Genomic DNA, 22,095 nt, shown 5'->3' with positions numbered 1-22,095 from the left:
CCTCTTCTCTAAGCGCCCTTCAGGTACGATTCCAGAAATTCCCGCTTATAGTCTGCAAAACGTCCCTCTTCGATTGCACGGCGTATTTCCGCCATCATGTTCAGATAGAAGTGAACGTTGTGAATGCTTGCAAGAATGGCGGAGAGTACTTCGTTGGCGTTGAAGAGATGATGGATGTAGGCCCTTGTGAAGTTACGGCAGGCGTAACAGGTGCAGTTTGGCTCGATGGGATAGAAGTCGCGCCGGTACTTGCGGTTAGTGAGGCGAATCTTCCCCCGATTGGTGAAGAGGGTGGCACTGCGTGCGTAACGTGTTGGAATAACACAGTCGAACATGTCCATCCCCCGCTCGACACTTTCGAGGATATCCTCCGGGAGTCCAACGCCCATGAGGTAGCGGGGCTTGTTTTCCGGCAGGTAGGGAGCCGTGTACTCCACCACCTTCTTTAGCAGGTCCAGCCCTTCACCGACGGAGACCCCGCCGATGGCGTAGCCGGGGAAATCCATCTGCACCAGTTCCTTGGCGCACATGGCGCGCAGGTCCTCGAAGACGCTTCCCTGCACGATGCCGAAAAGGGCCTGATCTTTCCGTGTCTGGGCCTTCTTGCACTGCTCGGCCCAGCGGAGGGTTTTTCGGGTCGATTTCGCCGCGTACTTGCGGTCGCAGGGGTAGGGAATGCACTCGTCGAAAGCCATGATTATGTCGGCCCCCAGGGCTTCCTGGATGGCGATGGCTCTGGCCGGATCGAGAAAAACCTCCTCGCCGGATACTTCATGCTTGAAGTAGGCGCCTTCCTCGGTTATCCGCTTGTTGGGGAGCGAGAAGACCTGGAAACCGCCGGAGTCGGTCAGGATAGGTCCGTCCCAGGCCATGAAGCTGTGGAGTCCGCCGGCTTTCGCCACCAGTTCCTCGCCAGGACGGAGATGGAGGTGATAGGTGTTGGAGAGGATGATCTGGGCGCCAGTCTCCTTCACCTGTACCGGCGTCATTGCCTTCATGGCTGCATGAGTGCCCACCGGCATGAAAATAGGAGTTTCGATCGTGCCGTGCGGCGTTACCAAAGTTCCCCGCCGGGCAGCGGTCTTCTTGTCCTTTTTATTGAGGGTAAATTTCATGTTGCCTTTTCTAAATAATTGGATTACAAAGCCCAAAGATTAATGATTACTCAGTTGAGATCTGTTTTTTTCTGAGTGATTGGCCAGCATTGTTAACAGAACAGGCACGAAAAAGCAACCGCGCCGTGGTAATGGTCAGTGCCCGCAGTTACCCGTCGGTACAGTTAAATTCTCTTGTTCACTGCTGGGTTATGCGCCAGAGTTTATCCTGTTCCGAGTTCGTTGATCGCGGATATCCTGCTTTCATTCCTGTTGCCCAAGTCTCTGCAAGCCGTTCCAAGTTCAGGTGGGAGAAGCATTCGCGCCCCCTTTAGAGCTACTTTTTTATTGCTTTTTCCTAAAACGGCGTTTAGTATACAGTATACAGAAAAAAATTAATAAACATTAATATTGTTCTGATGGTTCTCGATGTATTTGATTCACTATAAATCCTTGCAGGGGAGGGAACTATGGACAATTGTAAGGAATGGCGGGCGCCTCCGCAACCGGTTCAAAGGTTTTCTCCGTAAGGCCGCTTGAGTCTCCTCGTTTAGATTGTCTGATGAGATTTTAGACGGCGAAGTTTCGAATTCTAAACAACGAATACGCGCAAAGGGAAATCATTATGCAACTGTTCACAAGTACTGTTGGAAGAAAAGTTCTGATGGCGATCACCGGCCAGTTTCTGGTGCTGTTTATTATCGTCCATCTGCTTGGCAACTCCTCCATCTTCATTCCTGGCGGCATTAACGCATATGCCGAGCACCTCCACGCACTTCCCCCTCTGGTCTGGGGCTTCCGTCTTGTCATACTCTGCGTGGCGATCATCCATATTTTCTTCGGCGTCCAGTTGAGCCTTGAAAACCGTGCCGCCAACCCCGACACATACGCGGTCAAGAATCTCAAAAAGGCCACCCTGTCGAGCACCAGTATGCTCTATACCGGGCTTCTTCTGTTGGCATTCATTCTTTACCATCTCCTCCAATTCACTGTACGTGCTACTCCCGATATAAGGGTTGGAGTAGACGCTCTCGGCCGTGTCGATGTCTTTGGCATGGTGACCAACAGCTTCTCCCACGGAATCATCGCGTTCCTCTACATCGCCGCGATGGTGGTGCTGTTCCTTCACCTCTCCCACGGCATCCAGAGTTTCTTCCAGACGATGGGCTGGAACAATGAAAAGTCTCTTCCGGTTTTCGGCAAGATTGGCAAGGTCGCTGCGGTGGTGTTTCTCATCGGCTATGCGTCCATTCCATTCGTCATCGTCACCGGCATTCTGAAAGGTTAGGGGGTTCAAGTGATACTCGACGGAAAATGTCCGACTGGACCAATTGAGAAAACATGGGACAAGCACCGCTTCGATATGAAGCTGGTCAACCCTGCCAACAAGCGTAAATACAAGATTCTTGTCGTCGGTACCGGCCTCGCCGGTGGCGCCGCTGCCGCGTCTCTCGGAGAACTCGGCTACAATGTCGAGGCGTTCTGCTACCAGGACAGCCCCCGCCGCGCCCACTCCATCGCTGCCCAGGGGGGGATCAACGCCGCCAAGAACTACCCGAACGACGGTGACAGCATCTACCGTCTCTTCTACGATACCATCAAGGGTGGCGACTTCCGCGCCCGTGAGGCTGACGTCTGGCGTCTGGCCCAGGTTTCCAACAACATCATCGACCAGTGTGTTGCCCAAGGCGTTCCTTTCGCCCGCGACTATGCCGGTTATCTGGATAACCGTTCCTTCGGCGGCGCCCAGGTTTCCCGTACGTTCTACGCCCGTGGACAGACGGGTCAGCAGCTTCTGCTCGGCGCCTACTCGGCCCTTGCCCGCCAGATCAAGGCTGGGACCGTCAAGATGTTCAACCGCACCGAGATGCTTGACCTCATCGTCGTTGACGGCGAGGCCAAAGGGATCACGGTTCGTGACATGGTGACCGGCGAGATCCGCAGCCATGTTGGTGACGCGGTTGTTCTCTGCACCGGCGGCTACGTGAACGTCTTCTACCTCTCCACCAACGCCATGGGGTGCAGCGTTACCGCCGCCTGGAAGGCCCACAGGAAGGGCGCCTTCTTCGCCAACCCCTGCTATACCCAGATTCACCCGACCTGCATTCCGCAGCATGGTGACAAGCAGTCCAAGCTGACCCTCATGTCCGAGTCGCTCCGTAACGACGGCCGCTGCTGGGCACCCAAGAACAAGGGTGACAAGCGCGCGCCGGGCGAGATTCCTGAAGAGGAGCGTGACTACTACCTCGAGCGGAAGTACCCGAGCTTCGGCAACCTGGCTCCCCGTGATATCGCTTCCCGTGCCGCAAAAGAGCAGTGTGACGACGACCGCGGCGTTGGACCGGGCGGACGTGGTGTTTATCTTGATTTCGCTGCCTCTATCAAGCGTCTTGGGGAAGACACGATCCGAGAGCGGTACGGCAACCTCTTCGAGATGTACGAGAAGATCACGGACGAGAACGCTTACAAGGTGCCGATGCGTATCTACCCGGCCCCCCACTATTCCATGGGTGGCCTCTGGGTTGACTACAACTGCGAGAGCAACGTTCCGGGGCTTTTCGTTCTGGGCGAGGCAAACTTCTCGGTACACGGCGCGAACCGTCTCGGCGCCAGCGCCCTCATGCAGGGTCTTGCCGACGGTTACTTCGTCATTCCTTACACCATCGCCAACTACCTGGCCAAGACGGCTCCGGGCAAGGTCAAGGCCGACAATCCCGAGTGCAAGAAGTCGGTTGACGATGTGAACAACAACCTCAAGAAACTCATGTCGATCAACGGGAAGAAGACCGTCAGCGAGTTTCATCGCGAGTTGGGCAGGATCATGTGGGAGAACGTCGGCATGGCCCGCAGCGAGCAGAGCTGCAAGGAGGCCCTCAAGAAGATTCCTGCGCTCCGCGAGGAGTTCTGGAAGAATGTCAAGGTCAGCGGTTCGGGTGCTCAGTTCAACCAGGATCTGGAGAACGCAGGACGCGTAGCCGACTTCCTCGAGTTCGGGGAGCTTCTGACTCGGGACGCCCTCTACCGTAACGAGTCCTGCGGTGGACACTTCCGGGTAGAGCACCAGATGCCCGACGGTGAAGCGAAGCGTGACGACGAAAACTTCTGCCACGCCGCTGCATGGGAGTTCAAAGGGGTCAATGCAGAGCCTGAACTCCACATCGAACCGCTGAAGTTTGAAAACGTCCATCTGGCGATAAGGAGCTACAAATAATGAGCCACGATAAAACCATGAATCTTACTCTCCACGTTTGGCGCCAGAATGGCCCCAAAGATCCGGGAAAGTTCGAGGTCTACGAGGCCAAGAATGTCAGCCCTGATCAGTCTTTCCTTGAGATGCTCGACGAGGTCAATGAAGACCTTATCAAGGCGGGCAAGGACCCTATCGCCTTCGATCACGACTGTCGTGAAGGCATCTGCGGCATGTGTTCACAGGTTATCAACGGCATGGCCCACGGCGGTCAGGACCGCACCACGGTCTGCCAGCTCCATATGCGGATGTTCAAGGACGGCGATACCATCTACATCGAGCCGTGGCGTGCCCGTGCATTCCCGATCGTGAAGGACCTGGTCGTCGACCGTGGGGCACTCGATACAATCATTCAGGCGGGTGGCTACACGTCTGCCCATACCGGTGGTGTTGCCGACGGCAACGCGCTCCTGGTTCCCAAGGATATCGCCGACTACGCCATGGACGCGGCCGAGTGCATCGGTTGCGGGGCGTGCGTGGCAGGATGCCCCAATGGTTCGGCCATGCTCTTTACCTCTGCCAAGGTTTCCCAATTGGCGGTCCTTCCCCAAGGCAAGGCCGAGGCGAAACGTCGCGTTCAGGAAATGACGGGCGCCCTTCAGGAATGTGGCTTCGGCAACTGCACCAACCACTATGAGTGTCAGGCTGCCTGCCCGAAGGGTATCAATGTCAAATTCATCGCGACATTGAATAGGGAATACCTCAAGTCCATCTTCTAGCGATGCCCTGACTCATTATGACGCCGTGCAATGGCACGGTGCGATGGGGCGGATTTAACGATCCGCCCCATTCTTTTTGATAGGGGAAAAAGTATGACCATTGCAGTTCTGCGGATAACGATCCGTCTGACCGAGGACATATCTGACCCGTATCTTTTGTTTCGCATTCGCGATGGATTTCAGCGATCGTTCCGGCGGGTGGTGGGTTGTACTGAGGAGGAGTGTGTTCTGTGCGACCGCCACAATGAGTGCCCGTATCGAATCGTCTTTGCCCAAGCCCTGAGTTCAGATCCGGCGACGGTCAAGAGACATCAGAAACCCCCTCTTCCCTTTGCATTCTCATTTCCGGTAATTCCCAATCAGCAGACTTCTGGCACTATTTTCGAGATCCGTCTTGCTCTCCTGGGCACTGCGACACGTTTCGTTACCGAGTTTGTGAATGCTGTTAAGCTTCTTTGCTCCAAACACGACGAAAAAAACGAATTGGCTATCGTGGAGCGTGTCGAATCCCTGGGCTATCGCGGGGAGTCTTACCTTATCTATTCGGCAGATCACTCGGCCGGGTTTGCAGAATCCCTCACCCTCCTAACGTCAGAGGGGCTCTGTGACACGCGTTGGGTGGACGTTTCGGGCGACGTGACCCTCCGACTGCTCTCGCCATTGAAGATTATGCAGGATGGCAGGCCGAGTCGTACCTTTTCATTCCCCCTTTTTATGCGCACCCTCATACGACGAATTTCATCCCTTGCTTCCTATTACTGCGACGACGAGATTTTGGTGGACTTTAGGTGGTTGGCATCCCTCTGTGAGAAGGTTACTGTATCAGGCAGTTCGATTCAGTGGGTTGAATGGGGTGGAGGCAAACAGGGGGGAAAGCTCACCGGATTGATCGGAGAGGCGGTGTTGAGCGGCGTACCCGAGGAATTTATCTCTTTTTTGCTCTTAGGCGAGTTCCTTAATGTGGGTAAAGGTGCAGCGTTCGGTCTCGGTCGCTTCTCTATTGGTGTTAATTGCCCGTAAAGCCTTGCAAATCAAGGAGTGTGTGTTACCACTTTACTGACATTGCAATGATATGATTTGCCGAAACTTGATCGAGAATCGAGTTTCGGCGTCAAGGAGTCACCCATGGGGCAGTCTGTCTGGAAACCACTGATATGGGTATTTGTACTCATTATTGTATTCAACTTTGTCTATGGATACTTTGCCCGGCAGACCGCCGAGGGTGGGGTTTCAATTTCGTATAGTCGTTTCAAGGATGAATTGGCCGCTGACAACATCAAGAAGATTAGCCTTAAGGGCAATTCGATCAGCGGAGAGTTCAGGAATAAGGTGTCGCTGACCGATTCAGTTTCCGGAAAACCCGTTGTTCGGGAGGTCACCCAGTTTACTACAATAAAGCCAGCCATTGAGGATCCAAGCCTCATGGCCGATTTACAAAGCAAAAAAGTGGATGTTACTGCTGTTACAACTGAGGTCTCACCCCTCTTGAGCGGGCTTCTCTATCTGCTTCCCTGGATTCTCATCATTGGTGTCTGGTGGCTCGCCATGAGGGGGATGCGGGGGCAGAGCCCCGGTGCGATGATGGGGGGATTTGCCAAGTCCGGGGCACAGATGTATACCCCGGGTGAAAAGAGCAGGGTGACGTTCGACGACGTGGCAGGCATGGAAAATGCCAAGTTAGAGTTGAGAGAGATTGTCGACTACTTGCGGGACCCGAAAAAGTTCCAGCAGATTGGGGGGAAGGTGCCGAAGGGGGTTCTGCTGGTCGGCCCTCCCGGAACGGGGAAGACGCTTCTTGCTCGGGCTGTTGCCGGAGAGGCGGGCGTGACGTTTCTCAGTATTACCGCATCGCAGTTCATCGAGATGTTTGTTGGCGTCGGGGCGGGGAGAGTGCGGGACCTCTTTGCCACGGCCAAGAAATCGGCGCCGAGTATCATATTCATTGACGAGATTGATGCCGTGGGCCGGAGTCGCGGAGCCGGCCTCGGCGGAGGCCACGATGAGCGAGAGCAGACCCTGAACCAGCTTCTCTCGGAGATGGATGGCTTCGATCCCCATGATGAGGTCATCGTTATGGCGGCCACCAACCGCCCCGATGTCCTCGATGCAGCGCTGCTCCGCCCGGGCCGCTTCGACCGGCACGTGGTGATTGATCGGCCCGACTGGCGGGACCGGGAAAAGATACTCCAGGTCCATACCCGTAAGATTCCCATGGACAAAGATGTGTCCCTGGCGGTGATTGCCCGAGGGACGCCGGGGATGACCGGCGCGGACCTGGAGAATCTGGTGAACGAGGCAGCAATACTGGCGGCGCGGGAGAATTCCTCCACGGTCACCATGGATCACCTGGAAAGGGCTAAGGACAAGGTTCTCATGGGCGGGGAGCGGAAGATGTACATCACCGACCAGGAGAAACGGATTACCGCTTACCACGAAGCGGGCCACACGCTGGTGGCCAAGCTGCTTCCCGGCACCGACCCAGTCCACAAGGTGACGATCATCCCGCGGGGGCAGGCTCTGGGGGTGACGCAGCAACTCCCCGAGGACGACCGCTACCACTACTCGAAGACGTATCTCGTGAACCGGCTTTCCGTGGCCCTTGGAGGGAGGGTGGCAGAGCGGCTCGTTTTCGGCGATCTCTCGACGGGAGCCCAGAACGATCTCAAGATGGTGAACGATCTGGCGGAGAAGATGGTCTGCCAGTGGGGAATGAGCGACAAGATCGGCGCCATGACCTTCCGGCGCGGCGAGGAACATCCCTTTCTCGGGCGCAAGCTGGCGGAGGAGAAGACCTTTTCCGAGCAGATGGCGTGGCTCATTGATCAGGAAATCGCTGTCGTCATCAAGGAGGCCGAGGCCAAGGCCGAAGAGATCATCGCAGGGAATCGGGACAAGCTTGATATTCTCGTGGATGCCCTGATCGAAGAAGAAACTCTTGACGGAAAGCGGATCAATGGGTTGCTCGGTCTGGCGGACCGTCAGTAGATAATGATGTAGCCATGGTCCTGGGCGATTTTGGATATCTCCAGGGTGTCTTTGATCCGGTAGGTATTTCCTTCCAGGGTGAAGATATAGCCGTCGTCGCCGTCGGGTACGGCACTCTCCATCAGGGTTTCGAAGAGGGCGGTCTTGATGGTTTCCATGGTAGGGACGCTCCTTGACGGAAATTTTTGCACAGACTGAAACTGGCTACCGTGACGGCCTGCCCGACTCTGTCCGGGCTTACTGTATATAATTGAGAGCCCCGTTGGCAACGCTTTTAACGGAAAGCGAGGTACCAATGCATCACCGGCGAAAAAGCGGCATTCTCCTCCATCCCACATCTCTTCCCGGTCCGGGGGGAATTGGATCCCTCGGAAAGGAGTGCCGACACTTTATCGATTTCCTTGAGGCCGCTGGCCAAAGCCTCTGGCAGATTCTCCCCCTCGGTCCGGCCGCTTACGGCAACTCACCCTACTCATGCTATTCGGCCTTTGCGGGGAATCCGCTTCTTATTGATCTTACCGCCCTCGTGGACGAGGGAGACCTGGATGAAAGCGCGCCGGTCCCCGTCTTCCCTGCGGAATACGTCGATTTTGCCCTGGCGGAAAATTACAGGATTCCCCTGCTTAAGGCGGCGGCCGCCCATTTCTACGCCCTTGGCGACCGTGAGAGGAAGGAGGAGTACTGGCATTTTTGCGACACAACTCCCTGGCTCCACAACTACGCCCTCTTCATGGCGCTCAAGGAGCATTTCGGGGGGAAGAGCTGGACCTCCTGGCCCAAGGAGATCGCCCGCAGGGAGCCGGCGGCCCTGGAGAAGTATTCGGTCCGGCTCGGCGTGGCCATTGGAGAGCAGAAGTACGCCCAGTGGCAATTTTATCGTCAGTGGCGCCATATCAGGGAGTATGCCAACGGAAAGGGGATCGGCATCGTCGGCGATATCCCGATTTTCGTCGCCTTTGACTCGGCTGACGTCTGGAGCGCGCCCCATCTTTTCAAGCTGGACGAGAAGGGAAAGCCGACGGTCGTTGCCGGAGTCCCTCCTGACTACTTTAGCAAGACCGGTCAGCGGTGGGGCAACCCCCTTTACAACTGGGACGCCATGGCCGCCGAGGGATATGGCTGGTGGATCGAGCGGTTCCGCAGTAGCTTCGCCCTCTGCGACATGGTACGAATCGACCACTTCCGGGGCTTCGAGGCGTGCTGGGAAGTGCCGGCCAAGGAAAAGACCGCCGTTAACGGCCAATGGGTCAAGGGGCCGGGGGCTCCTCTTTTCGACGCCGTCATCGGCGCCTTGGGGCAACTCCCCATCATCGCCGAGGATTTGGGAGTGATCACGCCGGAAGTGGAGGAACTGAGGGACCGTTACCGTTTCCCTGGCATGAAAATCCTGCAGTTCGCCTTCGATTCCGGTCCGGGGAATCCCTATCTCCCCCACAACTACATCCCTGGCTGCGTGACCTACACCGGCACCCACGACAATGACACCACCGTCGGCTGGTTCAATGCACTTTCCCCTCACAACCGCAAGGGTGTCCTTGCCTACACGGGGACCTCCGGCAAAGAGATTCATTGGGAGTTGGTACGGCTTGGCCTGGCGTCAGTAGCTGATCTGGCGATTTTCCCCCTTCAGGATATCCTCGGCCTCGATGGATCCGCCCGGATGAACCTTCCGGGAACCCCCCGCGGCAATTGGTCGTGGCGCTTCACAGCAGGGGCATTGTCAGAGAAGCATGCTGAAAGGCTCCACGAATTGACGACGCTTTTTGGGAGAAAGCGGGGAGAATAGCTCTACTCCGTGGATAAATGTTCTTGACAGGCGCGGTAGGTATTAACTACATTTTCAAGCACTGTATATAACAATAAAGGTGGGTTATATTTCGCACCCCCGGGAGAAGAGACGTCAATGACCGATACGAAAATAAGCTTCGACACCCTCGCCCTGCACGCCGGCCAGGAACCCGACCCCACAACCCTTTCCCGGGCGGTTCCCATCTACCAGACCGCGTCTTACGCCTTCAAGAGTTCAGAGCATGCAGCCAACCTCTTCGGGCTCAAGGAGTTCGGCAACATCTATACCCGGCTCATGAATCCCACCAGTGACGTGCTGGAAAAGCGCCTTGCCGAGTTGGACGGTGGGGTTGGGGCACTTGCCGTCGCCTCGGGCCAGGCGGCCATCACCTACGCCGTGCTCAATATTGCCCAGGCGGGGCAGAACATCGTCTCCACCAGCTATCTCTACGGGGGGACCTACAACCTCTTCCACTACACCCTCCCCAAACTGGGGATTACCGTCAAGTTCGTCGATACCTCCGACCCGGAGAACGTGCGACGAGCCATCGATGACAAGACTCGCCTCGTCTACACCGAGTCGGTGGGGAATCCCAAGAACAACGTGGACGACTTCGAGGCCATTGCCCGCATCGCCCACGAAGCCGGCATCCCCTTCGTGGTCGACAATACCGTGACCACATCATACCTGTTCAAGCCCCTGGAGCACGGCGCCGACATCGTTGTCTACTCCCTCACCAAGTTCATTGGCGGCCACGGCACGAGCATCGGCGGCGCGGTGGTGGACGGCGGGAAGTTCCCCTGGAACAACGGCCGGTTCCCCGAAATGACTGAGCCCGATCCCTCCTACCACGGCCTCCGCTACTGGGAAGCCCTCGGGAACCTCTCCTACATTCTCAAGATGAGGATCACGCTCCTGCGCGATATGGGAGCCTGCATTTCTCCGTTCAACTCGTTTCTCTTCCTGCAGGGGCTGGAAACCCTCCCGGTACGGATGGCCCGCCATGTGGAGAACGCCCGGACGGTTGCCCAATGGCTCGAAAAGCACCCCCTTGTCTCTTGGGTGAATTATCCCGGCCTTGCGAGCCACAAAGACCACGGCAACGCCAGGAAGTACCTGCCGAAGGGGGAAGGCGCCATCATCGGCTTCGGCATCAACGGGGGTCTCGAGGCGGGAAGACGGTTCATCGACAGCGTGAAGCTGCTCTCCCACCTGGCGAACATCGGCGACGCCAAGTCGTTGGTGATCCACCCCGCCTCCACCACCCACCAGCAACTCTCCGAGGAGGAACAACTGGCGAGCGGCGTCACTCAGGATTATATCCGCCTCTCCATCGGCATTGAGGAGGTGGCTGATATCATTGCAGACATCGGCCAGGCGTTGGCGGCGTCCCAAGGGTAACTCCATCTACCCTTTGGGGTGTTGAATTGGTCACCGGGAAAAGGGCGATCCTCAAAGATCGCCTTTTTTCATTTGCATCAACCGGGGGGCAGCGGTACACCACTATCATGAACTTTCTCGCTCACCTCCACCTGTCGGGCGACGATCCCGATATCCTCACCGGCAACATGATGGGAGACTTCGTCAAGGGGCGCCTCGAAGGGCGTTTTCCCCCCCGCGTTACCCTTGGCCTGGAACTCCACCGTCGGATCGATTCCTTTGCTGCCCGGCATCCCGCCTTTCAGGCCAGCCGACGGCGGATAGAACCGCGTTTCGGCCTCTACCGCGGGGTTATGGTAGACCTCTTCTACGATCACTTCCTTGCTGCCAACTGGCGACATTACTCGGCAGAACCCATCGAGGCGTTCATCGCCCGCTCCGAGGCAGTGGTGCGGAGCCGCGCCGCACACCTACCCGAACGCCTGGTGCGGGTTGTCCCTGCGATTTTCGGCGAGTGGCTCCCCTCCTATGCCGAGCCCGAAGGAATAGACCGGGTTTTCCGCCGGATGGCGGCGCGGGTCGGGAGGCCGAACCCCCTGGCAGACGGCGCCGATGAGCTCCTGCGCTGCTATGGCGGATTGCGGGATGATTTTCGCTGGTTTTATCCGGCGCTCATGACCTTTTCAGAAGAGTTCATTGGTAAGGTTGATCGGTAGGAGGATAAAAAAAGGGACACCACGCGATAGCAGTGGATGTCCCCTGTAACGTTGAGATGTTGGCCCAATCCCTAGCGTTTGTACCCTATGGCACGCAGGAAATCGCGTCGCTTCTGCCGCTCGTCGTCTGACTCGACCCCTTTGGGAGGGAATCCGTCGATGACGCCGAGCACCCCCGACCCCTGGGCCGTTGAAGCGACTATCACCTGGAGAGGGTTGGCGGTTGCGCAGTAGATACCGCACACTTCGGGACAGTTCTTGATCTGGTTCAGGATATTGATGGGATAGGCGTCGCGCAGCAGGATGCAGAAAACGTGGCCCGATCCGATTGCCTGGAGGTTGCGCACGCAGGCCTGGATCAATTCGTCGTCGTTACCCTCGGTGCGGATAAGGCATGGCCCCGACGCTTCAGTGAAGGCGATGCCGAACCGTGCCTGGGAGACAGTGGTGGCGATAATCTCGTACAGGTCCTCGGCGGTCTTGATAAAGTGAGTTTGGCCAAGGATGATGTTGCAGCCGTCGGGAATGTCGATTGCGATGGCGTTGATTTCAAGGTTCATGGGGCACTCCCCTGTGGCAGAGAAGGATGTTATTCTTCCTCGCCGGGCCAACTGTGCATGCAGTAAGGGCACTGCTCAACGTCGGACGGGATGGTATCCCGCAGTTGCTCCTTCTCGCGCTGTACGGTGCACCTTTTCGACACGGGAAAGGTGTGGATGGTTTTTTCTTTCACGAAGTAGAGCATGCCTGTCTCCTCCTCTGTGGGATATATTCAATGCCGCTAACGGCCCGATAACTATAAACGCTTGGGGTTCCCTGTCAACCCGCAGGCATGGCTCCTGGCAAAGAGGGCAAGGAAAAAGCCCCGGAACTGCTTCCGGGGCTTTCGTTGTGCGGTACTTCGTCGAGGCTCTTTTTCCCAATCCGTCGGTGGAAATCTCGCGGACCTTTCCGCCATGCTCCTTGCAGGGCCATGACGGATGGTATCCGTTCCATTTCCCCTTTTTCAAGAGGTTTCACGCTCCTGGCGGATGGAATTCAGCACTGCGTATTCCGCGTCGCTTCACGAAGCACCGTAGCTGTCAAAGATCATTTCTTTCATAATTATTATAGTAATCCTAGGGGAGAATGTCAAAGTTGTCCCCCCTGGGAACCGGCTACAGGCGCGGTCTTCGAGTGGGTCAAAATCTGCGGAATTATTTACGATATCGTGAGGTTTCTTGCACCGGCAAGTTCTCCGCGGTAGGATACAGAAACGTCTGAGACATATCGCCAAGCCGATGGCTATTCTACCATGAGGTCACCATGACAACTCCCGAGCGCCGCTCGATCCTCTGCCCGAACTGCGGCAGGCTCATCAGTCGCGACGAGCCTGCCTGCCCCTGGTGCGGCACCTCCCGTCCCGGTTCGTGGCTGAAGAACAACCCCCTCACCCGGAGCGTGGGGAGCGCCGACCGGCTCGTCACTATGATCATCACGGTTAACATGGTGATGTACCTGGTGTCGCTGCTGATCAGCAATCACTCTCCCGGTCACGGGGGACTCTTCTCTGCGCTCTCGCCCGATCAGGGAAGCCTCTTGGCCCTGGGGGCCACCGGCGTCGTTCCCATCGATCGCTATGGCCGTTTCTGGTCGCTTCTGTCCGCCAACTACCTCCATGGGGGGCCGCTCCACATCTTCTTCAACATGATGGCCCTGCGCCAGCTCCTGCCGCTGGTGGTCCAGGAGTACGGCGCCTGGCGGATGCTCACCATCTATACCATCGGAGGAGTTTGCGGCTACGTGCTGTCGTACCTGGCGGGGGTGGGTTACACCATCGGCGCTTCAGCGGCCCTCTGTGGCCTCATTGGCTCCCTGCTTTACTACGGCAAGAGCAGGGGCGGGGTCTACGGGCAGGCGGTCTTCAAGGAAGTATGGGGTTGGGTGGTGGGGCTTTTCTTCTTCGGCCTCATCGTGCCGGGGATCAATAACTGGGGGCACGGCGGCGGCGTTGTGGGGGGGATCGTCCTGGGGTTCCTGCTCGACTACCGGGAGCGGCGGACTGAGAATCTCTTCCACAAGTTCCTGGCCGGAGGGTGCATCCTGGCAACGGCCGCAGCGCTCGCTCTGGGGCTCCTTTCGGCCTTTGTCACGTTTGCGGGGAGATCTTTGCACTGAACCGTGCGCGTTCCTTAATCCCCGTAGCTGTCATTCCGTCAATTCACCAACCGCCACTGCCGGGCACCGAGAAACTCCTCCAGTTCCCGGCGTCCGGCGGTGAAGTCCTCCAGTGACACGATTGCGTCCTCGGTCCACTCCCGCGTCTTGTAGTAGAGCTTGTCATAGTAGTTCCGGATGAGCCCTTCCATGAAGGGATCCAACTCCCACCGTTCCAGATACCCCGAAATCTCTTCGAACTTTTCTCCCCCCAGCTTCTTGCGGATGCGTTCCAGGGCCTCCGCCATCCCCTGGCGATATTCGGGGAGGCCATATTCCCCGATGAGGCGCTCCACCCGTGTCTCCACCGACGCATTGCACCAGACCTTCACACTCTCCCGCATGACATCGTAGAGGTTGCCCGGCAGGTTGATCCTGCCGATCCGCTTGCTTTCTCCCTCCAGGAGGATCGGCCTGTCGGTTGGGAGCTTCCGGAAGGCATCCCAGAGGAGGGTTTCGAACCGTTTCTGGGAGAGGTCCTGGGAGAGCCCCAGGGAGCCGAAGGCCGAACCCCGGTGGCAGGCGAGCCCTTCCAGGTCGATAACGGAGTGGCCCGCCTCGGCCAGTTGGAGGAGAAAGGTGGTTTTGCCGACGCCTGTCATGCCGTGGAGCACCACAAGGGGGACAGGGGGGTGGAAGGACTCGAAATACTCCGTCACCATGGCGCGGAACGCCTTGTAGCCTCCCACGAGTTGGACGGCGTCGAAGCCGGTGAGGTCGAGGATTGAGGTAATGGTCTTGCTCCTCAGCCCACCGCGCCAGCAGTAGACGAGGATGGGACGTCCCGCGGCGGCCGCGGCGATTTTCTCCACCATGGCCGGGAAGCGGTGCGCGGTCAGCTCCAGCCCGCGGCGCCTCGCCTCCAGGGGGCCGGTCTGCTTGTAGAGGGTGCCGATCTCCACCCGCTCTTCGTCGGTGAGGAGCGGCACGTTGATGGCGCCGGGGATATGATCCTCCTCAAATTCGAGGGGGGTCCGGGCATCGACCACCAGATGGGTGTCGAGGAGTGATTCATGGAATGAAATGGTTCTGGTCACGGAAATCTCCTTGTAAAGCAGGTTATTATACGGGGGAAGGAAGAGCTTTGGCAAGGGGCGGAGTTCTGTCGTGACAGTACGCTCAGTACAGCTCGAAGATGAGGGGCAATTTACATGGCATGGAAGGCTCCTTTCGCTCGAAGAGGTCTTGTCCTTCGTCTTCATCCGAGACAGATAATATGCCCGCATACTCGGTCGCGGAGGGAGTCAAAAGGGCGGGAAACGTAGATTATTCCTTGCTTTAGTGCGAGTTAACATGCTATAAGATGCTGTTTTTTGTCTGCCGAAAAAATTTCACTAAAACTGAAGGAGGATATGAATGGCACTGTACTCCGCAGATTTCGAGAAGGCCCTCCAGGTGGGCCGTCCCCCCAACATCCAGAAGCTTTTCCCCAACTCCAAGGCCCTCATCGTGAGCGGCAAGGTGGTGGACCGGGCCATGCTCGCCAAGGGAAAGGCCATAACCATGGCCGCCAACGGCCGCAACTACTTCGTGATCCGCGGTGCTCTCATGGCGGCCCAGCGGGCCAACTGCCCCATCATCATCGAAATCGCCAAGTCGGAAGGTGGCCAGAAGGCATACTGCGCGGTCAACTACTGGAACATGGCCCGCATCGTGGATGCCCTCTGCAACGAACTCGGCATCACCGTCCCGGTCGCCATTCATGCCGACCACTACGGCATCAAGAACGACAAGGATCTGGCCGCCGCCAAGGTGGAGATCCCGACCATGTTCGAGGCAGGGATCACCTCCATCGCCATTGACGCCTCCCATCTTCCCGACGACCAGAACCTCCTGGCCAACCTTGACATCAATCCTTTCATCCCGGCGTGGGCAGGTCTCGAGACTGAGGTGGGGGAGATCAAGGGGAACCAGGGTCTTTCCACGGTGGACGAAGCGAAGTTCCTGATCCAGGGGCTCAACGCCCACGATATCTTCCCCGACTGGATCGCCCTCAACAACGGCACCACCCACGGGCTGGAAGCATCCGCAGCCGGCATCCAGGTGGGGCTCACCGCAGGGATCCACAAGGCCCTGGAGCCTTACAAGGTGAACGGCGCCCAGCACGGCACCTCCGGGAACAGCTCCGAGCGGCTCCGTGAGATCGCCAGCCAGACCGCCACCACCAAGGCCAACGTGGCCACGGCCCTTCAGATGATCTCTTGGGGCCTGGAAGTGAACGACTACGGCAATGCCCAGTTGGACGGCGACGGCAACTTCATCAAGGTGAAGGGCGAGGGGATGACCGAGGAACTCTGGGTCGAGATCGTGGCCTACGCCGAGTCGAAAGGGTGGAAGAAGGGGGACTACAAGAACCTGAACCTTCCCTTCGAGAATAAGCTCCTGGCCCAGCCCAAGGAGATCCGCGACCGAATGGCCAAGCGGGTCGAGGATTTCGCCTATAAGATGATGACTGAGGTCTTCAATGCGAAGGACACGGCTCCTCTTGCCATCGAGGCGATCCTCAAGGCCGGCTCCCATGACGTGGGGCCCAAGGGGAGCCGAATCGAGGACCCGGCACGATGGACAAAGGAGCAGATCATCGAGCGGGCCAAGACCATTGCCAGCGACAAGGGGCCCGAAGGGAACTTTGACGATTAGTCATCGGTTGACATGGTGAGAGAAGAGGGGGCGAAAGCCCCCTTTTCCGTATCTGACGGCCGCGTGGACTCCATGGGATTTGGCCATCGCCTGTCGAGATTGCACCCAAATATGAAGGATTAGTTGATCTGCCTATGGATACTTCCAACCTTTCTGAGCTCCACCGCTGGTTCGCCGATTACTGTCGCACCTTTTACACTGACAACGAGGAGGATAATCGGAACATCCGCCTCAAGGAGGAGCACACCGCCAAGGTCTGCGCCGTCCTGGAGCTCCTCGCCGATTCCCTGGTTCTTTCTCCAGAAGACCGCCGCCTCGCCGCTGCGATAGCGTTGTTCCACGACGTCGGCCGGTTTGAGCAATACCGTCGCTTCCACACCTTTAAGGACAGCTCTTCGATCAATCATGCCGCGCTCGGCGCCCAGGTGCTGGAGGAGGAAGAGGTGCTGGCAGGAATTTCCGAAGATGATCAGCGTCTCATCCTTGGCTCCGTCGGTCTTCACAACGTCTTCCGGATTCCCGCAGCGCTGGACGAACGGCACCGGTTCTTCCTCCGGCTGATCCGCGATGCAGACAAACTCGACATATGGCGGGTTTTTATCGAATTCTATCGCCAGCCGGCATCGGAACGGGCATCGGCGGTGAGCCTCGGCTTCCCCGATAACCCCGAGTGTACTTCAGCGGTGGTTGCCACACTCCTGCGGGGCGAGATGGTCGACCTCGCCATGCTCCGAACCCTGAACGACTTCAAGCTCTTCCAACTCTCCTGGGTATTCGATCTCAACTTCCCCCGCTCCCGGGAACTGGTACAGGAACGGGGCTACGTGGAACTCCTTGCCGACACCCTTCCCCGTAGGGAAGATGTGGGGTGTGCACTCGGAGTTGTCCGGGCGGCGCTTGCATCGGATCGATGAATTCGTGAAGGAGACAATGAAGACGATAGATCCGCTGAAAGAGATGAAGAAAAAAGGCGTGTCTGATGGGAAGGGGGTGTCTGTCCGAACGCCGGGCGTCTTGTGGGTCGTCATCCTCTGTATCGCCTGGGTCGTGCCGGGGCTCATGGGACATGACCCCTGGAAGGCCGACGAGCCCTACACCTTCGGACTGGTTAACCATATCCTCCGGACCGGCGATTGGGTAGTACCGACCCTGGCGGGGGAGCCGTTCATGGAGAAGCCGCCCCTCTTCTTTATAACGGCGGCCGGCTTTGCCCGACTCTTTTCGCCGCTCATGCCCCTCCATGATGCGGCGCGCCTTGCCGGGGGCTTCTATTCCCTGGTTGCGCTCCTCTTTGTGGGGCTTTCCGGCCGCGAACTGTTCGGCAGGGGGCGGGGACGGATCGCTGTGCTCCTCGTCCTGGGGTGTATCGGGCTACAGTCGACGGCCCACAAGCTCATTACCGATACTGCTCTCTTCGCCGGTTTCTCGGTAGCCTTGTACGGACTGGCACTCAGTCGCCGGCGCCATCTGGCCGGCGGCTTCTTCCTCGGCACCGGCACCGGCATGGGGTTCATGGCCAAGGGACTCCTCGCGCCGGGGCTTCTCGGGCCGATTGCCCTGGCACTGCCACTGGTGACAAGGGAGTGGCGAAGCCGCCGATACGCCGCGACCCTGGCGGTTGCCCTGCTTGCGGTGGCACCGTGGTTTGTGGTGTGGCCCTACGCACTCTATCTCAAGGCGCCCCATCTCTTCGAGGAGTGGTTGTGGGTCCAGAACGTCGGGCGGTTCCTGGGCCACAACAACCTTGGTCCCAAAAACAAGCCCGGTTTTTATTTCTATACCCTGCCGTGGTATGCTTGGCCGGCGCTCCCTCTGGCCATCCTCGCCATCGCAAGAGAGCGGCCGTGGCGCAGGGGTGGCTCTCCGCTCCTCATGCCGCTCACGGCATTCGTGGTCATACTGGCAGTTCTGAGCTTCTCCTGTGACGCACGGAGCCTCTATGCCCTCCCGATGCTCCTGCCCCTTGCGCTTCTGGCGGTGCGGGGGGAGGAACTGCTGAACGACCGCCTCGCCCGCAGATTGAATGGCGCAGCAGTTGCAATCCCGGCGGTAGTGGCTCTGCTTCTTTGGGGCGGCTGGCTTGCCATGACCACGGGGGTTCCCGCCGCGGTCGCCGGCGCAATCCTGCGCCGACACCCCCATGACCCGATGGTCAGGCCACTCCTGATGGTAGCGGCACTGCTCTACTCGGTGGGGTGGGGAGTGGCTGTCTGGCGATGCAGGCGTATTGGATACCGTTTAAGCGTTAATTGGGGGGCGGGGATGGTAATGGCGTGGGGAGTTGCCATGACACTGTGGCTTCCCTGGCAGGATGCAGGGCGGAGCTATCGGGAAGTGGCTGCTTCCCTCGCGCGGGTGATTCCTCATCAGGGATGTATCTCCAGCAGAGGGCTCGGCGAATCCGAGCGGGCGATGTTCGAGTATCAAGCGGGCGTGGTAACGAAGCGGGTCGAGGTCGGCGCTTCCTTTGATTGTACCTTCCACCTTGACCAGTTGCGAAAGGAGCCGAAGGATGTCCCTCCCACGGCCGGATGGGTGAAGGTCTGGGAGGGAAGGCGACCGGGAAGCGATGATGAGCGGTTTGTGCTTTGGAGGCGCGGCGATATTTCGGGCAGGGCCGGGCTCAATGCCGGGCCATGACCCGCCCCATCCCCGCCAGGGCCCCGCTGGCGAAGGCAATGCACCAGAGGGTGTAGATGGTGAGGCTCACCCGGTGGAAGGTGCGGTTGACCCGCTCGGCCCGGTGGGCGAGTGAGGCGGCGAGGGCCAGGAGGAAGTGGAACCCCATCCCTGCCAGCGACAGGATGCCGGTCAGATTGTGCCACTCGGGGGCCTTGCCGAAGGCCCTGGCGTAGAGGCTCATCTGGTGAGTGCCCAGGTAGTCGAAGAGCAGGCCGATGCCGAACACGATGAGGTGCTTGCGGTGAAGCCCCTCCCTCCTGCCGCTGAATACGGCGTAAGTGTAGAAGAGAAGCGCCAGGTTCATGTAGATGATACCGATCTTCAGCATCGTTCGAGCCTCCCGGTCTGGCGGAGTGCCTCGTAAAGAACGATTCCCGCCGAGGTGGAGAGGTTGAGGCTGCGGACCTTGCCGAAAATGGGGATCCGCACGGTGTTTTCCCGATTGGCCTCGATAAGCTCCTCAGGCAGCCCCACCGTCTCCTTCCCGAAAACGATGAAGTCCCCCTCCTTGAACGCCGCTTCGACGTGCGTCTTCTCGGCTTTCTTGCTCGTATAGATGAACCGGCCCTCCGGATAGGCGTGCTGAAGCGCTGCAAGGTCGTCCCAGTAGTGGATCTCCACCTCGCTCCAGTAGTCGAGCCCCGCCCGCTTGAGATAGCGGTCGTCAGTGGAGAAGCCCAGTTTCCCCACCAGGTGGAGGACAGTGCCGGTGGCGCCGCAGAGGCGGGCGATGTTGCCGGTATTCGGGGGGATTTCCGGCTCGATGAGGACGATGTGGAATGGTGTTTTTTCGGCCATCTTCTTTCCTTCTGGCTGCTTGTCGTATACGTGTACCGGTGGTCGCCGGTCTTGCATTTTCCGGTCGACGGGTCTATTATTAGCGCTTCTTCGCAGCCTCGCAAAGTACTTTCTTCCCGTCAGGATTATCACGGATACTCGCACCACATTCCATTGAAAAGGGAGCAGCAATGAAGATCATCGTTACCGACGAGGTGGCTCAGGAAGGGTTGGCGCTTTTGGCCCAGGACCCGCGCGTGGAGATCGACGTCAAGCTGGGGCTCAAGAAGGAGGAGCTTCTGGCGATCATCGGCAACTACGACGCCATCATCACCCGCAGTGGCACCACCGTTGACAAGGATCTCCTCGACGCCGGCACGAAGCTTCGGCTCATCGCTAGGGCCGGGGTCGGCATCGACAACGTAGATGTGGATTACGCCAGCTCCCGTGGCGTAATCGTGGTGAACGCCCCCTTCGGCAACACCAACAGCGCCGCCGAGCACGCCATGGCACTGCTTCTCTCGTTTTGCCGCAACGTACCCCGCGCTAACGGCAGCCTCAAGAGCGGCGAATGGAAGCGGGCCCCCTTCACCGGCTACGAGCTCAAGGGGAAAACCGCCGGCGTCATCGGCCTCGGCAAGGTTGGTGGACGGGTCGCAACCCGGCTCAAGGCCTTCGAGTGCGAGGTTCTTGCCTGTGACCCTTACATCGCTGTTAAGCGTGCCCACGACCTGGGGGTCAAGCTCGTCTCCCACGACGAGATATACCGCAACTGCGATATCATCACTGTCCATACCCCCCTCACCGACGAAACCCGCAACATGATCGGCGAGCGGGAACTGGCCATGATGAAGGACGGCGTCATTATCGTGAACGCCGCCCGGGGGGGGATCATCGAAGAAGAGGCACTCCTCAAATATATGGAATCGGGAAAAATCACCGGTGCCGCCATCGACGTCTTCAGCGTTGAGCCGCCGAAGACCGACGTGCTGCAAAAACTCATCGCCCACGAGCGGGTAATTGTTACTCCGCACCTGGGGGCCAATACCTTCGAGGCCCAGGTCAACGTGGCGGTGGACGTCTCCAAGGAGATCCTCAACTACCTTGACGACCTCCCCCTGGAGAACGCCGTGAACATCCCGCGCTTCGACCTGGCTCTCATGGACCAGATGCGGCCGTTCCTGAACCTCATGAGTGTCATGAGCGACTTCGTCATTCAGCTTGTTGACGCCAATATCGACACAGTGACGTTCTCCTATGCGGGAAACATCGCCCACTATGACTGCACTCCTCTGAGTGTCTGCGGACTGTCGTCGATCCTTAACCGGATGGTGGAGCAGGACGTGAATATGGTAAACGCCACCCTCATCGCCGACCAGATGGGGATCACCGTGGAGGAGAACAAGTCGACCCAATCTCCCTCCTTCTCCAACATGATAACCCTCACCATCGAGGGTACGGGGGAAAAGCGTACTATTGCCGGCACACTCTTCGAAGGGAGCCCCCGCATCGTCAAGCTCCGTGACTATCAGGTTGACTTCGCTCCGGACGAGCACATGCTCAGCCTCACCTATGAGGACCGGCCGGGAATGATCGGCAAGATCGGTACCATCATGGGGGCCCACGATATCAATATCGCCTCCATGAACCTGGGGCGCCGCGAGAAGCGGGGCGAGGCCATGGTCATTCTTTCCGTCGACTCGGCGGTTCCTCCCTTTGTCGTGGAGGAAGTTCGCAAGGCGACCGACGCCACGTTCATCAAACCAATCCACATGCCGGGCGTCAAGTGCAGCCGCGGGTGCGGGTGCGGCATCTGATTCCATTCCGGGCAGACAGAATTATATACTGAGGGAGGGCCGGTTTCGTGGAG

At 58.3% G+C, this 22,095-nt stretch carries 20 protein-coding genes; 13 read left to right on the top strand and 7 right to left on the bottom strand.

Annotated features, from left to right (window positions below; translation table 11 throughout):
• Window positions 1-8: 8 nt before the first annotated feature.
• Window positions 9-1,115, bottom strand: coding sequence for a tRNA guanosine(34) transglycosylase Tgt (tgt, locus tag KI811_RS00770; protein WP_214184581.1), 1,107 nt, complete (start codon window positions 1,113-1,115; stop codon window positions 9-11).
• Between the two features lie 604 nt (window positions 1,116-1,719).
• On the opposite strand from tgt, the gene KI811_RS00765 reads away from it, so the two are divergent.
• From KI811_RS00765 to ftsH, 5 genes are all read left to right on the top strand, one after another.
• Complete coding sequence (locus tag KI811_RS00765) at window positions 1,720-2,382, top strand: succinate dehydrogenase cytochrome b subunit (RefSeq protein WP_214184580.1); 663 nt, start codon at window positions 1,720-1,722, stop codon at window positions 2,380-2,382.
• A 9-nt stretch (window positions 2,383-2,391) separates the two neighbouring features.
• On the top strand, window positions 2,392-4,305 hold the full coding sequence (locus KI811_RS00760; RefSeq protein WP_214184579.1) for a fumarate reductase/succinate dehydrogenase flavoprotein subunit: 1,914 nt from the start codon (window positions 2,392-2,394) through the stop codon (window positions 4,303-4,305).
• Entirely contained in the window at window positions 4,305-5,060 is a 756-nt protein-coding gene (locus tag KI811_RS00755; protein WP_246551212.1) for a succinate dehydrogenase/fumarate reductase iron-sulfur subunit, read from the top strand. Before KI811_RS00760 ends, KI811_RS00755 begins: the two co-directional genes overlap by 1 nt.
• A 93-nt stretch (window positions 5,061-5,153) precedes the next feature.
• Entirely contained in the window at window positions 5,154-6,080 is a 927-nt protein-coding gene (gene cas6, locus KI811_RS00750; protein ID WP_214184578.1) for a CRISPR system precrRNA processing endoribonuclease RAMP protein Cas6, read from the top strand.
• A gap of 105 nt (window positions 6,081-6,185) precedes the next feature.
• Window positions 6,186-8,045: an ATP-dependent zinc metalloprotease FtsH gene (gene ftsH / locus KI811_RS00745; RefSeq protein WP_214184577.1), complete on the top strand. Its 1,860-nt coding sequence runs from the start codon at window positions 6,186-6,188 to the stop codon at window positions 8,043-8,045.
• Here the strand turns inward: ftsH and KI811_RS00740 are convergent.
• Window positions 8,039-8,203 carry a hypothetical protein gene (locus KI811_RS00740; RefSeq protein ID WP_214184576.1) on the bottom strand — a complete coding sequence of 55 codons (165 nt, stop codon included), beginning with the start codon at window positions 8,201-8,203 and terminating at the stop codon, window positions 8,039-8,041. The two genes, ftsH and KI811_RS00740, sit on opposite strands and share 7 nt — an antisense overlap.
• Before the next feature lie 137 nt (window positions 8,204-8,340).
• Between KI811_RS00740 and malQ the strand changes: the two genes are divergently transcribed.
• The 3 genes from malQ (at window position 8,341) to KI811_RS00725 (ending at window position 11,930) form a co-directional block, all read left to right on the top strand.
• Window positions 8,341-9,831: a 4-alpha-glucanotransferase gene (malQ, locus tag KI811_RS00735; RefSeq protein WP_214184575.1), complete on the top strand. Its 1,491-nt coding sequence runs from the start codon at window positions 8,341-8,343 to the stop codon at window positions 9,829-9,831.
• 117 nt (window positions 9,832-9,948) lie between these two features.
• Window positions 9,949-11,235 carry a homocysteine synthase gene (locus KI811_RS00730; protein ID WP_214184574.1) on the top strand — a complete coding sequence of 429 codons (1,287 nt, stop codon included), beginning with the start codon at window positions 9,949-9,951 and terminating at the stop codon, window positions 11,233-11,235.
• A gap of 107 nt (window positions 11,236-11,342) precedes the next feature.
• Window positions 11,343-11,930, top strand: coding sequence for an acyl carrier protein phosphodiesterase (locus KI811_RS00725; protein WP_214184573.1), 588 nt, complete (start codon window positions 11,343-11,345; stop codon window positions 11,928-11,930).
• Window positions 11,931-12,001: 71 nt separating this feature from the next.
• On the opposite strand, the gene KI811_RS00720 is transcribed toward KI811_RS00725, so the two are convergent.
• Together KI811_RS00720 and KI811_RS00715 are read right to left on the bottom strand one after the other, a co-directional pair.
• Window positions 12,002-12,490, bottom strand: coding sequence for an adenosine-specific kinase (locus KI811_RS00720; protein ID WP_214184572.1), 489 nt, complete (start codon window positions 12,488-12,490; stop codon window positions 12,002-12,004).
• A gap of 29 nt (window positions 12,491-12,519) precedes the next feature.
• On the bottom strand, window positions 12,520-12,675 hold the full coding sequence (locus tag KI811_RS00715; protein ID WP_214184571.1) for a hypothetical protein: 156 nt from the start codon (window positions 12,673-12,675) through the stop codon (window positions 12,520-12,522).
• Window positions 12,676-13,235: 560 nt separating this feature from the next.
• Between KI811_RS00715 and KI811_RS00710 the strand changes: the two genes are divergently transcribed.
• Entirely contained in the window at window positions 13,236-14,087 is an 852-nt protein-coding gene (locus KI811_RS00710) for a rhomboid family intramembrane serine protease (RefSeq protein WP_214184570.1), read from the top strand.
• A 38-nt stretch (window positions 14,088-14,125) separates the two neighbouring features.
• Here the strand turns inward: KI811_RS00710 and mnmH are convergent, their stop codons facing one another.
• The gene (gene mnmH / locus KI811_RS00705) at window positions 14,126-15,163 is read right to left on the bottom strand and encodes a tRNA 2-selenouridine(34) synthase MnmH (RefSeq protein ID WP_214184569.1); all 1,038 of its coding nucleotides are present in this window, start codon (window positions 15,161-15,163) and stop codon (window positions 14,126-14,128) included.
• 319 nt (window positions 15,164-15,482) lie between these two features.
• On the opposite strand from mnmH, the gene KI811_RS00700 reads away from it, so the two are divergent.
• The 3 genes from KI811_RS00700 (at window position 15,483) to KI811_RS00690 (ending at window position 19,406) form a co-directional block, all read left to right on the top strand.
• Window positions 15,483-16,766, top strand: coding sequence for a class II fructose-bisphosphate aldolase (locus KI811_RS00700; RefSeq protein WP_214184568.1), 1,284 nt, complete (start codon window positions 15,483-15,485; stop codon window positions 16,764-16,766).
• Between the two features lie 134 nt (window positions 16,767-16,900).
• Window positions 16,901-17,680: an HD domain-containing protein gene (locus KI811_RS00695; RefSeq protein ID WP_214184567.1), complete on the top strand. Its 780-nt coding sequence runs from the start codon at window positions 16,901-16,903 to the stop codon at window positions 17,678-17,680.
• Between the two features lie 16 nt (window positions 17,681-17,696).
• Window positions 17,697-19,406 carry an ArnT family glycosyltransferase gene (locus tag KI811_RS00690; RefSeq protein ID WP_214184566.1) on the top strand — a complete coding sequence of 570 codons (1,710 nt, stop codon included), beginning with the start codon at window positions 17,697-17,699 and terminating at the stop codon, window positions 19,404-19,406.
• Here KI811_RS00690 and KI811_RS00685 read toward each other — a convergent pair.
• Complete coding sequence (locus KI811_RS00685) at window positions 19,390-19,776, bottom strand: HsmA family protein (RefSeq protein WP_214184565.1); 387 nt, start codon at window positions 19,774-19,776, stop codon at window positions 19,390-19,392. The two genes, KI811_RS00690 and KI811_RS00685, sit on opposite strands and share 17 nt — an antisense overlap.
• Window positions 19,770-20,246 carry a tRNA (cytidine(34)-2'-O)-methyltransferase gene (locus KI811_RS00680; protein ID WP_214184564.1) on the bottom strand — a complete coding sequence of 159 codons (477 nt, stop codon included), beginning with the start codon at window positions 20,244-20,246 and terminating at the stop codon, window positions 19,770-19,772. Before KI811_RS00680 ends, KI811_RS00685 begins: the two co-directional genes overlap by 7 nt.
• A 170-nt stretch (window positions 20,247-20,416) precedes the next feature.
• Here KI811_RS00680 and serA point away from each other — a divergent pair, with 170 nt between their 5' ends.
• The gene (gene serA / locus KI811_RS00675) at window positions 20,417-22,042 is read left to right on the top strand and encodes a phosphoglycerate dehydrogenase (protein ID WP_214184563.1); all 1,626 of its coding nucleotides are present in this window, start codon (window positions 20,417-20,419) and stop codon (window positions 22,040-22,042) included.
• The last annotated feature ends 53 nt before the right edge of the window (window positions 22,043-22,095 follow it).

This window comes from Geobacter hydrogenophilus, from assembly GCF_018501225.1.
GTDB lineage: Bacteria > Desulfobacterota > Desulfuromonadia > Geobacterales > Geobacteraceae > Geobacter > Geobacter hydrogenophilus.
This window is presented reverse-complemented; position numbering and strand designations above follow the sequence as displayed.

Coding starts and splice junctions, on each gene's coding strand:
- KI811_RS00720 (WP_214184572.1), bottom strand. CDS start 12,490: ATGAACCTTGAAATCAACGCCATCGCAATCGACATTCCCGACGGCTGC.
- KI811_RS00725 (WP_214184573.1), top strand. CDS start 11,343: ATGAACTTTCTCGCTCACCTCCACCTGTCGGGCGACGATCCCGATATC.
- tgt (WP_214184581.1), bottom strand. CDS start 1,115: ATGAAATTTACCCTCAATAAAAAGGACAAGAAGACCGCTGCCCGGCGG.
- KI811_RS00715 (WP_214184571.1), bottom strand. CDS start 12,675: ATGCTCTACTTCGTGAAAGAAAAAACCATCCACACCTTTCCCGTGTCG.
- cas6 (WP_214184578.1), top strand. CDS start 5,154: ATGACCATTGCAGTTCTGCGGATAACGATCCGTCTGACCGAGGACATA.
- KI811_RS00695 (WP_214184567.1), top strand. CDS start 16,901: ATGGATACTTCCAACCTTTCTGAGCTCCACCGCTGGTTCGCCGATTAC.
- KI811_RS00710 (WP_214184570.1), top strand. CDS start 13,236: ATGACAACTCCCGAGCGCCGCTCGATCCTCTGCCCGAACTGCGGCAGG.
- KI811_RS00740 (WP_214184576.1), bottom strand. CDS start 8,203: ATGGAAACCATCAAGACCGCCCTCTTCGAAACCCTGATGGAGAGTGCC.
- KI811_RS00730 (WP_214184574.1), top strand. CDS start 9,949: ATGACCGATACGAAAATAAGCTTCGACACCCTCGCCCTGCACGCCGGC.
- KI811_RS00690 (WP_214184566.1), top strand. CDS start 17,697: ATGAAGACGATAGATCCGCTGAAAGAGATGAAGAAAAAAGGCGTGTCT.
- malQ (WP_214184575.1), top strand. CDS start 8,341: ATGCATCACCGGCGAAAAAGCGGCATTCTCCTCCATCCCACATCTCTT.
- KI811_RS00700 (WP_214184568.1), top strand. CDS start 15,483: ATGGCACTGTACTCCGCAGATTTCGAGAAGGCCCTCCAGGTGGGCCGT.
- KI811_RS00755 (WP_246551212.1), top strand. CDS start 4,305: ATGAGCCACGATAAAACCATGAATCTTACTCTCCACGTTTGGCGCCAG.
- KI811_RS00765 (WP_214184580.1), top strand. CDS start 1,720: ATGCAACTGTTCACAAGTACTGTTGGAAGAAAAGTTCTGATGGCGATC.
- serA (WP_214184563.1), top strand. CDS start 20,417: ATGAAGATCATCGTTACCGACGAGGTGGCTCAGGAAGGGTTGGCGCTT.
- KI811_RS00680 (WP_214184564.1), bottom strand. CDS start 20,246: ATGGCCGAAAAAACACCATTCCACATCGTCCTCATCGAGCCGGAAATC.
- ftsH (WP_214184577.1), top strand. CDS start 6,186: ATGGGGCAGTCTGTCTGGAAACCACTGATATGGGTATTTGTACTCATT.
- KI811_RS00685 (WP_214184565.1), bottom strand. CDS start 19,776: ATGCTGAAGATCGGTATCATCTACATGAACCTGGCGCTTCTCTTCTAC.